Genomic DNA, 12,417 nt, shown 5'->3' with positions numbered 1-12,417 from the left:
GCCGTCAGGCGGCGTTACGGGCGCGCCGGTAGAGCACGCTGCCCGCCAGCAGCAGGCCGCCCGCGATCGGGAGGCCGGCGGTGAGGACGTCACCGGAGCCGGTGGCGGCGAGAGCCGCCGACTGCCCGGAGTCGCCCCCGGTCCACGTGCCGGTCCCGGGGCCGGGGTGCGTGATCGGGGTGACGGGCGTGACGGATCCCGTGCCGGGGTTGGCCGGCGTACCCGGGGTGCCCGTGCCCGGCGTACCGGGGTGGCCCGGGTTCCCCGGGGTCTCACCGCCCGGCGTACCGGGAGTGCCCGGGTTCCCGGGAAGCTCGCCGCCCGGGGTGCCGGGGTTGCCCGGGGTGCCGGGCGTCCCGCCTCCCGGGTTGCCGGGGTGGCCCGGGTTCCCCGGGGTCTCGCCACCCGGAGTGCCCGGATTGCCGGGGTTTCCGGGGTTTCCGGGGTGCTCGCCGCCCGGCGTGCCGGGGTGGCCCGGGTGGTCGTCACACGGCTCGTCGCCCCCGCCCGGGTGTCCGGGGTTGCCCGGGTGACCGGGGTTGCCCGGATGACCGGGGTTGCCCGGATGACCGGGGTTGCCCGGGTGGCCCGGCTTGCCGTGGCCGCCGTTGGCGCACTGGTTCCCGAAGGCCGGGTTGAGGCCTCCCACCACCGTGACCGTGTTCCCGCAGGCGTTCACCGGTGCGTCCACGGGCGCCTGCACGGTGTTCCCGGACAGCAGTCCCGGAGAGTTCGCCGCGTGCCCCGTCGCGTGGGAGTCCGCGTGTGCGTGGCCCCCGCCCAGCGCGAGGACACCCCCCGCGGCAGCCATGGTGATCAGGGTCTTCCTGGTGACCTGTGCCGGTCGTCGCATGTGTACTCGTCCCCTGGTGAGTGCGTTTCGGCCGCTCTCGGCGGCCAGGCCGTCCAGGCTCCCCCGCCTGGTACGCCGAAGATGAGAATCCGGGCCGGAAAGCCCGGTGGCCCCGGAGCGCTGGATTGCGCTCCGGGGCCCAAGACCTCAAACGTGTCAGGCGTTGACGCAGGTGTTGCCGAAGGCCGGGTTCAGCAGGCCGATGACGGAGACCGAGTTGCCGCAGACGTTCACGGGAACGTGGACCGGAACCTGGACGACGTTGCCGGACAGGACACCGGGCGAGCCGATGGCCGCACCCTGGGCACCCGCGTCGGCGACAGCCAGGCCCGCACCCGCGAGAACCAGGCCACCGGTGGCAGCCGCAGCGGCGACAACCTTCTTGATCATTGTTCCTCCTAGTAGGCAATGCGGTCCCAGCCGCGGACCGCACCACCTGTAACGAGGAGGGATCACCGGGGCTACGAGCGTATGAGTGCATTCACTCTTCTCAGTGGCGTGCGCACACCCTCTCGAATCTCAGGCGTTGTCGAGGAACCGGTCGAGCACCCGCACGCCGAACTTCAGTCCGTCCACGGGCACGCGCTCGTCCACGCCGTGGAACATCCCGGCGAAGTCCAGCTCCGGCGGCAGCTGGAGCGGCGCGAAGCCGAAGCAGCGGATGCCGAGGTCGTCGAAGGACTTGGCGTCCGTACCGCCCGAGAGCATGTACGGGACCGCGCGCGCGATCGGGTCCTCGGCCTTCAGGGCGCCCTGCATGGCGTCCACCAGCCGCCCGTCGAAGTCGGTCTCCAGCGCCTTGTCGCCGTGCACGTCCTCCCGCTTCACGCGCGGGCCGAGGATGCGGTCCAGGTCGGCGAAGAACTCGTCCTCGTAGCCCGGCAGGAAGCGGCCGTCGACGTGGGCGGTGGCCTGGCCGGGGATGACGTTGACCTTGTAGCCGGCGCCGAGCATCGTCGGGGCGGCCGAGTTGCGCAGCGTCGCGCCGACCATCTTGGCGATGCCGCCGAGCTTGGCGAGCGTCTCGTCCATGTTGTCCGGGTCCAGCGGGGTCCCGAGCGCGTCCGAGAGCTCGTCCAGGAAGCTGCGTACGGTCTTGGTCACCCGCACCGGCCACTGGTGGCGGCCGAGCCGCCCCACGGCCTCGCACAGCTCCGTGATGGCGTTGTCGTTGTTGGTCATGGAGCCGTGGCCCGCGGTGCCCTCCACCGTGAGCCGCATCCAGTGCATGCCCTTCTGGGCGGTCTCCACGAGGTAGAGGCGCAGGTTCTCGTTCACCGTGAAGGAGAAGCCGCCGACCTCGCCGATCGCCTCCGTGACGCCCTCGAACAGGCCGGGGTGCTTGTCGACCAGGTGCCGGGCCCCGTAGATGCCGCCCGCCTCCTCGTCCGCGAGGAAGGCGAGCACGATGTCGCGCGGGGGCTTGCGGCCGCTGCGCATCCGGTCGCGCACGACGGCCAGCGTCATCGCGTCCATGTCCTTCATGTCGACGGCGCCGCGGCCCCACAGGCAGCCGTCGGCGATCTCGCCCGCGAACGGGTCGTACGTCCAGTCCGCGGCGTTGGCCGGAACCACGTCGGTGTGCCCGTGGATCAGCAGCGCCGGCCGCGAGGGGTCCTCCCCCTCGATCCGCGCCACGGTCGAGGCCCGGCCCTTGTGCGATTCGAAGATCTGCGGCTCCAGCCCGACCTCGGCGAGCTTCTCGGCGACCCACTCCGCCGCCTTGCGCTCCCCGGGGCCCGAGTGGTCTCCGTAGTTGCTGGTGTCGATCCGGATGAGGTCCCGGCAGAGGTCGACTACCTCGTCCTCGCCGGAGACGGTCCTGCCCGCGCTCGACTCGCTCACGCTGCTTCCTCCCACTGATCAGTACCGAACCCCTCCATCCTCGCGTCCCGGGACGCTCTCCCCAAGGGCGATCCCCGGCCGTCGGGGGGTGTGATCGAGGACCCCGGAATGTTTGGTAATGTTTTCCACGTCGGAACGGCCCGCGAGGGACGCGAGACAGACACCTTGTCCGGGTGGCGGAATGGCAGACGCGCTAGCTTGAGGTGCTAGTGCCCTTTATCGGGCGTGGGGGTTCAAGTCCCCCCTCGGACACCAGCGAGAGAACCCCACTTCGGCGGGGTTTTCTGCGTTTCCCGGACTTTCCGGACTTCCCGGTGTGCTCGCGGCGCCCGGCCGTGCCGGGTCGACGACGGGGGCCCGTACGACGAAGGACCCCGCCGGTGGGCGGGGTCCTTCGTCGTCTCGGCGTGGGGGTCAGTCGCGGGAGGCGGCGATCTCCGCCACGCGGCCGCGGACCAGGAACCAGCCGCCGACCAGGGCGGCCGCGATGGCCGGGAGGAACATGACGGTGGTGCGGCCGACGCCGCCGTCGCTCCACATCAGGACCAGGACCGTGACGAGGAAGACCAGGGTCACGATCTGCGTGTACGGGGCCCACGGCAGGCGGTACGACGGGCGCTCGACCAGCCCGTTCTTCGCGCGGTGCCAGAAGAACAGCGAGCAGATCATGACCATCGCCCAGGTGCCGAGGATGCCGATGGAGGCGAGGTTGAGGACGATCTCGAAGGCCTCGCCCGGCATCCAGGCGTTCAGGCCTACACCCGCGATGCCGAAGGCGGCGGTGAACAGGACGCCGCCGTACGGCACCTTGCCCTTGTTCATGAGGCCGGTGAACTTCGGCGCGGAGCCGGAGACGGCCATGGAGCGCAGGATGCGGCCCGTGGAGTAGAGGCCGGAGTTCAGGCTGGAGAGGGCCGCGGTGAGCACGACCAGGTTCATGACGCCGGCGGCGCCGGGGACCCCCAGCTTGTCGAAGACGGTGACGAAGGGGCTCTGGTCCGAGCTGTACTCGGTGTAGGGCAGCAGGAGGGCGAGGAGGACGACCGAACCGACGTAGAAGAGGCCCACGCGCCACATGATCGAGTTGATCGCCTTCGGCATGATCTTCTCGGGGTTCTCGGTCTCGCCGGCGGCGACGCCGCAGAGTTCGACGGAGGCGTACGCGAACACCACGCCCTGGATGACCAGGAGCATCGGGAGCACCCCCGAGGGGAAGATCCCGCCGTTGTCGGTGATGGAGGAGAGGCCCGGGGTGTGGCCGCCGATCTCGTGGCTGGTGGCGACGAGCCAGATGCCGACGATCAGGAAGATCACCAGGGCGGCGACCTTGACCAGGGAGAACCAGAACTCCATCTCGCCGAAGTACTTCACCGAGATCAGGTTGGCGGTGAGGACGACGGCGAGGGCGATGAACGCGAGGACCCACTGGGGGACGTCGGTGAACAGCGACCAGAAGTGGGCGTACGTCGCGGCGGCCGTGATGTCGGCCACCGTGGTGGTCGACCAGTTCAGGAAGTACAGCCAGCCGGCCGTGTAGGCGCCCTTCTCCCCCATGAACTCGCGGGCGTAGGAGACGAAGGCACCGGAGGAGGGGCGGTACAGGACGAGCTCGCCGAGCGCGCGGACGACGAAGAAGGCGAAGACTCCGCAGACCGCGTAGGCGATCGCGAGGGAGGGGCCCGCACCGGCGAGGCGGCCGCCGGCGCCGAGGAACAGCCCGGTGCCTATCGCTCCGCCGATCGCGATCATGTTGATGTGGCGGGACTTGAGGTCCTTGCTGTAGCCCTCGTCACCGGCGTCGACATGGCGGGAAGACGCCGGGGCTGGAGCCTCGGTCAAGGTGCGGTCACTCAGGTCACTCATGTATGACTTCGCCTTCGTGGGGTCGGACGGCAGGTCCGTTCCACGGCGCAGGGGAGCTGGGTGGTGTCCCCTGTGTCGCGGTCCGGTGATTTTGTCGCCCCAGGAGACCATGAGGGTCCGCCACCCGCCAAAATCGGCCCCTCATGCGTCGAAGCCCCCGACGACCTTGGAAAGGGGTCTCGGGGGCTTCGTAGGGACTCGAAAGCGAGGTCAGTCGGCGCTGTCGGCCCCTGCCGCCTGGTCGAGGCGGAAGGCCTCGTTGCCCAGGCCGATGCGGGCGTGCACCTCGGGGCGGCTTCGGCGCAGCAGCGCTCCGTAGAGCAGGCCGGCCACGGCGGCGGCGCCGATGACGGCGGGCAGGAGCCAGCTGAGCGCGGAGCCCTTCTCGGCGCCGACGAGGACGCCGAAGTCCTTGACGGTGTAGACGGCGATGGCGAGCAGCGCGAGGCCTGCGGCGCCGGCCGCGACGAGGCGCCAGACCTGGGCGCCGGCGGTGCCGCGGCGGACGAAGAAGGCGATGACGGCGAAGGAGGCGGCGGCCATGAGGAGGGTCACGCCGAGGGCGCCGACGCTGCCCATCCAGGTGAACAGGTGCAGGACGGGGGCGGTGGGGTCGCCGGCGGGCAGGTCGTCGGTGACGGCGAAGGCGATCACGACGAGGGCGGCGATGCCGGTCTGCAGGAGGGAACCGGTGCCGGGTGCGCCGGTGCCGGCGTTGGTCCGGCCGAAGGCGGCGGGGAGGAGTCCCTCGCGGCCCATGGCGAAGGCGTAACGGGCGACCACGTTGTGGAAGCTGAGCATGGCCGCGAACATGCCGGTCACGAAGAGGACGTGCAGGACGTCGGTGAAGGTGGCGCCGAGGCGGCTCTCGGTGAGCTGGAAGAGGAGGCCTGGGCCGGCTTCGGCGGAGGTCTTCACGACCTCGGCGGGACCGGTGGCGACGGTGAGGGCCCAGGCGCTGAGGGCGAAGAAGAGGGCGACGAAGCCGACGGCGAGGAACATCACCCGGGAGACGACGATGTGCGGCTTGCTGGTCTCCTCGGCGTAGACCGGGGACTGCTCGAAGCCGACGAAGGCGGCGATGCAGAAGCAGAGGGCGGTGCCGAGGCCGGCTCCGCTGAGGGTCTCGGGGTTGAAGGCGTGCAGCGAGAGGCCTTCGGCGCCGGGTTCGGCGAGCGCGGCGAGGTCGAAGGCTACGACGAGGGCGCACTCGATGAGGAGGAGGACCCCGAGGACCTTCGCGTTGAGGTCGATCTTGAGCCAGCCGAGCGCGCCGGTGAGGGCGACGGCCAGCAGGGCCGGTATCCACCAGGAGACCTCGATCTCCAGGTAGGTGGCGAACAGGCCGGAGATCTCGAAGCCGAGGATGCCGTAGACGCCGCACTGCATGGCGCTGTAGGCGACGAGGGCGACGAAGGAGGCACCGGCGCCGGCGGTGGGGCCGAGGCCGCGGGCTATGTACGCGTAGAAGGCGCCGGCGTTGTGGACGTGCCGGCTCATCTCGGCGTAGCCGATGCTGAAGAGCGCGAGGACGGCGCCGAGGATGACGAAGAGCAGCGGCTGGCCGACGATGCCCATGACCCCGAAGGTCGTGGGCATGACGCCGGCGACGACCATCAGGGGCGCGCTGGCGGCGAGTACGGACAGGAGCAGTCCTGCGGTGCCGAGGCGGTCGGCGCGCAGGGCGCGGTCCTGGCCCTTGTACGTACGGATCTCTGCCGGGTCCTGGAGCGTGGTGGATCTGCCCGTCGGCATGGCGGCGTCCTTTCGGGGGCGCGGTTCTCTCGGGGGCGGTTCTGCGGGGCGCGGTTCTTCGGGGCGCGGTTCTTCGGGGGCCGGTGTGTCCGGTGTCAGGCGGTGCCGAGCGCGACGCTACGCGCGGCGAGGAAGGCCTTCTGCGGGTCCCGGTCCGGATAGGACCAGGGCGCGGGGGTGGCGTGGCTGCCGATCCGGTGGAAGAGGGCGGCGGCCTCGGCGGGGCGGCCCTCGCAGAGTTTGGCGTGGGCGAGGAAGTTGAGGTCGACGCGGTTGCGGGGGTGGTCGTCGCGCTCCCACTCCAGCCACCAGTCGAAGGCGGAGCGCAGGACCTGGCGGGCGCGGCGGCCGGCCCAGTGGGCGGCGGCCGTCTCGGGGGTGTGGCCGTGGGTGGCGGCGAGGACCCGGTAGCGCTCGGCGTGCGCGACGACGGGGAGCACGGCGAGCGGGGAGTCGGCCGGGGACTCCTCGGCGGCCCAGGCCGCGAAGTCGTAGACCTCGTGGAGCGGGTCCTGGCCGGAGGCGAGGGCGCGTTCGGCCAGCCGGGCGACCATCAGGTGGTGGGCGTGGTGGTGCTCGCGGTGGCGGGCCCGGACCTGGTCGAAGTGGCGGCTGAACTCCTCCTCGCTGCCGAAGGCGCGGGAGAGGAGGAGCAGCCCGAGCCAGGGGGTCGGGTCGGCGGGGTGCAGGGCGGCGGCCCGGCGGCAGGCCTGCTCGGCGGCGGCGGGGGTGCCCTTGTGGCGCAGGGCGGTGAAGACGGTGGCGCAGGCGAGGAGGGTGGCGGCGTCGGCGCTCTCCGGCTCGGCGAGCAGCCACTCGCGGGCCCAGGCGGTGGCGGCCGGGGTCTGGCCGAGGACGACGACACGGTGGGCCCGGCGGTCCCAGTCGTCGCCGGTCCCGACGAGGAGGGCGCGGGCCCTGGCCCACCGGCCCTGGGTGAACTGGGAGCGGACGTCGACGAGTTCGGCGTCGCAGAGGGCCGGGTCGAAGAGCTGGGCTTCCCGCTTGCGGGCGCGGCCGAGGGGCGGCGGAGGCGGGGACATCCGCGGGTTTCCCTCCAGGACGCGGGCGGACGAAGGTCGGCGGCGGCCGAAAACGCGCGCAGGGCGCACGCGAGCGGTTCGGCCTGGTGGTCGGGAGATCGTGCCGGTGAGCGCACCGGTGATCACGCACAGCAAAGCGGTACGCACGCGTCCGAGTCAAGGTCCAGTCCACTGCGTGGCGGGTTTCAACTGCCCGGATGTCGATACGAGTTGGGCTGGTTGTGCGGGTTCGGGAGGACGTGGTGGCGGCGTGACGGGGTGGCCCCCGTGACCACTCGTGACGCTCCTGCTCCCTACCTGCTGGGATTCCCCGGCCCGCTGGGCGACCCGTTGGTCGCGGCCGTACCGAGGTGACGGCCGTGGAGGTGCTGCGGCTCGGGGGCGTCGGGCTGGCGCACGGGCTCGACGAGGGCGAGGGATTCGCGTCGGTGGCCGAATGGCGTACGGCACACGAGGAGTTCCGGCACGGCGACCCGGTGCGCGCGGCCGTCGGCGATCCGGGGTTCCCCGTCGACGACGACACGCTCGGGATCGCGGAACGGTTCCGGGTCACCGAGCGGCTGGTCTGCGGGGAGGCTCCGGCCGGCCTGCCCGGCGGGACCGGCCGGGCAGGTCGGCGGGATCGTCAGGCCGTCGCGAGGGCCGCGGCGCGGCCCGCCGCGCGGCCCGAGAAGATGCACCCGCCGAGGAAGGTCCCCTCCAGGGCCCGGTAGCCGTGGACCCCGCCGCCGCCGAACCCGGCCGCCTCGCCCGCCGCGTAGACGCCCGGCAGCGGCTCGCCCGCCCCGGTCAGGACGCGCGAGGAGAGGTCGGTCTCCAGGCCCCCCAGGGACTTGCGGGTCAGGATCGAGAGCCGTACCGCGATCAGCGGCCCCGCGGCGGGGTCGAGGATGCGGTGCGGCGCGGCCGTGCGGATCAGCTTGTCGCCCAGGTACCTGCGGGCGCCGTGGATGGCCGTGACCTGGAGGTCCTTGGTGAACGGGTTGGCCATCTCGCGGTCGCGCGCCACGATCTCGCCCCGGACGGCCGCCTCGTCGAGGAGGTCCTCCTTGGTCACCGCGTTCATCCCGCGGACCAGGGCGGACAGGTCGCGCTCGACGACGAAGTCGGCGCCGTTGTCCATGAACGCCTTGACCGGGCCCGGTACGGCCTGACGGGCGCGGGTGATCACGTCGCGGATCGACTTGCCGGTGAGGTCGGGGTTCTGCTCGGAGCCGGAGAGCGCGAACTCCTTGCCGATGATGCGCTGGTTGAGCACGAACCACGTGTGGTCGTGCCCGGTCTTCATGATGTGGTCGAGGGTGCCGAGGGTGTCGAAGCCGGGGAACAGCGGTACGGGCAGCCGCTTGCCCGTGGCGTCCAGCCACAGCGGGGACGGGCCGGGCAGGATCCGGATGCCGTGCCGGGCCCAGATCGGGTTCCAGTTCTGGATGCCCTCGGTGTAGTGCCACATCCGGTCCTTGTTGATGTGGCTGGCGCCGGCCGCCTCCGCGATGCCCAGCATCAGGCCGTCCACGTGCGCCGGGACCCCGGAGAGCATCCGCTGCGGCGGGGTGCCGAGCCGGGCGGGCCATTGGGCGCGCACCAGGTCGTGGTTGCCGCCGATGCCGCCGCTGGTGACGATCACGGCCTGGGCCCGCAGGGAGAAGGCCCCGGTGACCTCGCGGCTGCTCGCGGCGCCCCGTTCGACGCCGGACGGCGCCAGGATCTCGCCCGTGACGGTGTCCACCGCGCCGGCGGTGGCGGACAGCCCGGTGACCCGGTGGCGGAACGCGAACCGGACGAGGCCGCGGGCCGCGCCGGCCCGGACGCGCCGTTCGAAGGGCGCGACGAGGCCGGGGCCGGTGCCCCAGGTGATGTGGAAGCGGGGGACGGAGTTCCCGTGGCCGTTGGCGTCGTAGCCGCCGCGCTCCGCCCAGCCGACGACGGGGAAGAAGCGGACGCCCTGGGCGTGCAGCCAGGAGCGCTTCTCACCGGCCGCGAAGTCGACGTAGGCCTCGGCCCAGCGGCGCGGCCAGGCGTCCTCCTCGCGGTCGAAGCCGGCGGTGCCCAGCCAGTCCTGGAGGGCGAGCGCGTGACCGTCCTTGATCCGCATCCGGCGCTGCTCGGGCGAGTCCACGAGGAACAGGCCGCCGAAGGACCAGTGCGCCTGGCCACCGATGGACTGCTCCGGCTCCTGGTCGAGCAGGATGACCTTGCGGCCCGCGTCGACGAGCTCGGCGGTGGCCACGAGGCCCGCGAGCCCGGCTCCGATCACGATCACGTCTGCGTCGTACGTCATGCGGCTACCCGTCCTCCGTCGGTGGTGGGGCAGATCCTTGGCTACGGAGCGGTAACCAGTCAACAGGGGTGGTTGGATGAGCCATGTGAGTGCCGCTGATGAAGTACTGGACGTGGTGGACCGGGAGGACCGGGTCACCGGGCAGGCCCCGCGGGGCGAGGTGTACGCCCGCGGGCTGATCCACCGCTGCGTGTTCGTGCAGGCGAGGGACGCGCAGGGGCGGATCTTCGTCCACCGGCGCACCGCCTCGAAGCTCGTCTTCCCCTCGCACTACGACATGTTCGTGGGCGGGGTGCTGGGGGCGGGCGAGACCTACGCACAGGCCGCGCTGCGGGAGGCCGAGGAGGAGCTGGGCGTCCGGGGGCTGCCGCAGCCGACCCCGCTGTTCAAGTTCCTGTACGAGGGGCCGGGCGGGGCCTGGTGGTCGTACGTGCACGAGGTGCGGTGCGAGCTGCCGGTGGCCCCCCAGGTGTCGGAGGTCGACTGGCACACGCACCTCACGCAGGAGGAGCTGGACCGGCGGGTGGAGGACGGGGACTGGGCCTGGGTGCCGGACGGGCTGGAGGCCTACCGGCGGCTGCGCGGGTTCCGGGAGGCGGGCCAGTAGATTGGCCGGGTGATCGACTTCGTCAAGGACGTGCGCCTCTGGTTCGCACCCGCGCGGCTGAAGGACGAGGGCGAGACCCCCGACTACCGCTTCTCGCTGGCCAACGAGCGGACCTTCCTGGCCTGGATCCGGACCGCCCTGGCCCTGGTGGGCGGCGGTTTCGCCGTCGACCAGTTCCTGCCCGACCTGCGCTGGGGGGTGCGGGTCGGCATGTCCGTCGCGCTGCTCGCGGTGGGCGCGGCCTGTGCGCTGCGGGCGGTGAACCACTGGGTGCGGTGCGAGCGGGCGATGCGGCGGGGCGAGGACCTGCCGCTGTCGCGGTTCCCCGTGGTGCTGAGCCTGGGGGTGGGGCTGGTCGCGGTGGCGATGGTGGTGGTCGTGCTGCTGGGCTGGACGCGGGGCCGGTGACCGCCTACGGGGAGACGCGCGACGCCGGGCTCCAGCCGGAGCGGACCCGGCTGGCGTGGCGGCGTACGACGCTGGCCTGCTCGGTGGTCGCGGTACTGGGCATGCGGCAGGCCCTGCACGGATCCGCGACGCCGGTGACGGCCGCGGGGGCGGCGGTGACCGCCCTGCTCTGGCTGGCGTTCCTGGCGGTGGCGCACCGGCGGATCCGGGCGCTGGCGACGGACCGGCCGCGGGGGCTCTCGCCGCGGGCGGCGCTGGCGGCGGCGGGATGCACGGTGGCGCTGGCGCTGTTCGCGGTGGCGGTGGTCCTCTGACCCCCGGGTCCCGGCCGCCGGTCCGATGATCGCGGTTTTGCGCGTCGCTCGGACACAACGGGCGATACCCGGTGATCCACACTAATCTCGGCCGCATGACGACCCTGCACCACGAACACCCCACGCACCAGCACACGCACGGTGCGGACTGCGGGCACCAGGCGGTCCGGCACGGCGACCACGTCGACTACGCGCACGACGGCCATCTGCACCGGGAGCACTCGGGGCACTGGGACGAGTGCGAGCCCGCCGGGCACACCGCCCACGAGGGCCACGACCACGCACACGGCGCGGACTGCGGGCACGAGACGGTCCGGCACGGTGACCACGTCGACTACCTGCACGACGGGCACCGGCACGCCGCTCACGACGGGCACTACGACGACCACTGACCGGCGCCCCTGAGCAGCACGCCCCCGAGCGGCGCCGCGGACCCGCTCTCCCCCGGCGCGACGACGGCTGGCAGGATGCTGACCGCCCGTCAAAGCGACCCGGGGAGAGCACAGATGCCCGTCGAAGAGCCGTACCTCGTCCAGCCCGCGCCGGGGGTGTACGCCTACGTCCAGCCGGACGGCGGCTGGTGCCTGAACAACGCCGGCTTCGTCAGCGACGGCGGCCGGACCCTGCTCATAGACACCGCCGCCACCGAGCGGCGGGCCCTGGCGCTGCGCGACGCGGTCCTGGCGGCCGGGGTGCCGCTCCCCCGCACCGTGGTGAACACCCACCACCACGGCGACCACACCTACGGCAACGGCGTCTTCACCCCCGAGGCGCTGGTCCTCGGGCACGACCACGCGCGCGCCGAGCAGCTCGCCGCCGGGCACCAGCTGGAGCTGATCTGGCCCGCCACCGACTTCGGCGCGATCGACATCACCGCGCCCGACCTCACCTACAGCGACCGGGCGACCGTGCACGTGGGCGACACGGAGGTGCAGGTCATCCACCCGGGCGTGGCGCACACCACCGGGGACTCGGTCGTGTGGCTGCCCCGGCAGCGGGTGGTCTTCACCGGGGACCTGGTCTTCGCGGAGGGGACCCCGTTCCTGGCCATGGGCTCCCTCGCCGGCTCGCTGCGGGCCCTGGAGCTGCTGCGCTCGCTGGACGCGGAGACGGTCGTCCCGGGTCACGGGCCCCTGACCGACGCCTCGGCCTACGAGGCCACCGAGCGCTACCTGCGGTACGTGGCCGAACTCGCCCGCGAGGGGCGGGCGAAGGGGCTGTCCCCGTTGGAGGTGGCCCAGCAGGCCGATCTCGGGGAGTTCGGCGCGTGGCGGGAGAGCGAGCGGCTGGTGGCGAACGTGCACCGGGCGTACGCGGAACTGGCCGGGGAGCCGGAGGGGGTGCCGCTGGACATCCTGGCGGTCCTGAAGGACATGACGGTGATGAACGGCGGAACGCCGATCCTGTGTCACGCGTGAGGTGACATCGCCGGGCGGAAGGTCTTCTTT

At 72.4% G+C, this 12,417-nt stretch carries 12 protein-coding genes, 1 tRNA gene and 1 pseudogene; 7 read left to right on the top strand and 7 right to left on the bottom strand.

The window, feature by feature from the left end; genetic code table 11:
- Nucleotides 1-4: 4 nt before the first annotated feature.
- The 3 genes from ACFYP3_RS15605 to ACFYP3_RS15595 all read right to left on the bottom strand — a co-directional run bounded on the left by ACFYP3_RS15605 (nt 5) and on the right by ACFYP3_RS15595 (nt 2,698).
- Nucleotides 5-853 carry a chaplin gene (locus tag ACFYP3_RS15605; RefSeq protein ID WP_388831885.1) on the bottom strand — a complete coding sequence of 283 codons (849 nt, stop codon included), beginning with the start codon at nt 851-853 and terminating at the stop codon, nt 5-7.
- A gap of 156 nt (nt 854-1,009) precedes the next feature.
- Nucleotides 1,010-1,243, bottom strand: a complete 234-nt coding sequence (gene chpH / locus ACFYP3_RS15600; protein ID WP_388831883.1) for a chaplin ChpH — start codon at nt 1,241-1,243, stop codon at nt 1,010-1,012.
- Between the two features lie 129 nt (nt 1,244-1,372).
- Nucleotides 1,373-2,698 (bottom strand): M20/M25/M40 family metallo-hydrolase, encoded by a 1,326-nt coding sequence (locus tag ACFYP3_RS15595; RefSeq protein WP_030720340.1) that lies wholly within the window; start codon nt 2,696-2,698, stop codon nt 1,373-1,375.
- 167 nt (nt 2,699-2,865) lie between these two features.
- On the opposite strand from ACFYP3_RS15595, the gene ACFYP3_RS15590 reads away from it, so the two are divergent.
- Nucleotides 2,866-2,953: transfer RNA gene (locus ACFYP3_RS15590), tRNA-Leu, on the top strand.
- 159 nt (nt 2,954-3,112) lie between these two features.
- Here ACFYP3_RS15590 and ACFYP3_RS15585 read toward each other — a convergent pair.
- From ACFYP3_RS15585 to ACFYP3_RS15575, 3 genes are all read right to left on the bottom strand, one after another.
- The gene (locus ACFYP3_RS15585) at nt 3,113-4,552 is read right to left on the bottom strand and encodes an amino acid permease (protein ID WP_388832192.1); all 1,440 of its coding nucleotides are present in this window, start codon (nt 4,550-4,552) and stop codon (nt 3,113-3,115) included.
- A 219-nt stretch (nt 4,553-4,771) separates the two neighbouring features.
- On the bottom strand, nt 4,772-6,316 hold the full coding sequence (locus ACFYP3_RS15580; protein WP_388831881.1) for an APC family permease: 1,545 nt from the start codon (nt 6,314-6,316) through the stop codon (nt 4,772-4,774).
- Between the two features lie 95 nt (nt 6,317-6,411).
- Entirely contained in the window at nt 6,412-7,359 is a 948-nt protein-coding gene (locus ACFYP3_RS15575) for a hypothetical protein (RefSeq protein WP_388831879.1), read from the bottom strand.
- 347 nt (nt 7,360-7,706) lie between these two features.
- Here ACFYP3_RS15575 and ACFYP3_RS15570 point away from each other — a divergent pair.
- Nucleotides 7,707-7,922: pseudogene (locus tag ACFYP3_RS15570) on the top strand (RNA-binding protein); the annotation flags it as partial.
- 62 nt (nt 7,923-7,984) lie between these two features.
- On the opposite strand, the gene ACFYP3_RS15565 reads toward ACFYP3_RS15570, so the two are convergent.
- Nucleotides 7,985-9,640 (bottom strand): FAD-binding dehydrogenase, encoded by a 1,656-nt coding sequence (locus ACFYP3_RS15565; protein WP_388831877.1) that lies wholly within the window; start codon nt 9,638-9,640, stop codon nt 7,985-7,987.
- A gap of 76 nt (nt 9,641-9,716) precedes the next feature.
- Here ACFYP3_RS15565 and ACFYP3_RS15560 point away from each other — a divergent pair, with 76 nt between their 5' ends.
- The 5 genes from ACFYP3_RS15560 (at nt 9,717) to ACFYP3_RS15540 (ending at nt 12,387) form a co-directional block, all read left to right on the top strand.
- The gene (locus ACFYP3_RS15560; RefSeq protein WP_388831875.1) at nt 9,717-10,247 is read left to right on the top strand and encodes an NUDIX hydrolase; all 531 of its coding nucleotides are present in this window, start codon (nt 9,717-9,719) and stop codon (nt 10,245-10,247) included.
- Nucleotides 10,248-10,256: 9 nt separating this feature from the next.
- A complete protein-coding gene (locus tag ACFYP3_RS15555; RefSeq protein WP_388831873.1) occupies nt 10,257-10,655 on the top strand; it encodes a YidH family protein in 399 nt (132 codons plus the stop codon).
- A complete protein-coding gene (locus tag ACFYP3_RS15550; RefSeq protein ID WP_388831871.1) occupies nt 10,652-10,969 on the top strand; it encodes a DUF202 domain-containing protein in 318 nt (105 codons plus the stop codon). Before ACFYP3_RS15555 ends, ACFYP3_RS15550 begins: the two co-directional genes overlap by 4 nt.
- A gap of 95 nt (nt 10,970-11,064) precedes the next feature.
- Entirely contained in the window at nt 11,065-11,361 is a 297-nt protein-coding gene (locus tag ACFYP3_RS15545; RefSeq protein WP_388831869.1) for a hypothetical protein, read from the top strand.
- Between the two features lie 114 nt (nt 11,362-11,475).
- Nucleotides 11,476-12,387 carry an MBL fold metallo-hydrolase gene (locus ACFYP3_RS15540; protein ID WP_388831867.1) on the top strand — a complete coding sequence of 304 codons (912 nt, stop codon included), beginning with the start codon at nt 11,476-11,478 and terminating at the stop codon, nt 12,385-12,387.
- Nucleotides 12,388-12,417: the final 30 nt, after the last annotated feature.

Source organism: Streptomyces sp. NPDC005533 (assembly GCF_042871845.1).
Classification (GTDB): Bacteria; Actinomycetota; Actinomycetes; order Streptomycetales; family Streptomycetaceae; genus Streptomyces.
This window is presented reverse-complemented; position numbering and strand designations above follow the sequence as displayed.

Bases quoted from the DNA above. Each gene is read 5' to 3' on its own strand.
- ACFYP3_RS15560 (WP_388831875.1), top strand. From the start codon at position 9,717: ATGAGCCATGTGAGTGCCGCTGATGAAGTACTGGACGTGGTGGACCGG.
- ACFYP3_RS15545 (WP_388831869.1), top strand. From the start codon at position 11,065: ATGACGACCCTGCACCACGAACACCCCACGCACCAGCACACGCACGGT.
- chpH (WP_388831883.1), bottom strand. From the start codon at position 1,243: ATGATCAAGAAGGTTGTCGCCGCTGCGGCTGCCACCGGTGGCCTGGTT.
- ACFYP3_RS15580 (WP_388831881.1), bottom strand. From the start codon at position 6,316: ATGCCGACGGGCAGATCCACCACGCTCCAGGACCCGGCAGAGATCCGT.
- ACFYP3_RS15565 (WP_388831877.1), bottom strand. From the start codon at position 9,640: ATGACGTACGACGCAGACGTGATCGTGATCGGAGCCGGGCTCGCGGGC.
- ACFYP3_RS15605 (WP_388831885.1), bottom strand. From the start codon at position 853: ATGCGACGACCGGCACAGGTCACCAGGAAGACCCTGATCACCATGGCT.
- ACFYP3_RS15575 (WP_388831879.1), bottom strand. From the start codon at position 7,359: ATGTCCCCGCCTCCGCCGCCCCTCGGCCGCGCCCGCAAGCGGGAAGCC.
- ACFYP3_RS15540 (WP_388831867.1), top strand. From the start codon at position 11,476: ATGCCCGTCGAAGAGCCGTACCTCGTCCAGCCCGCGCCGGGGGTGTAC.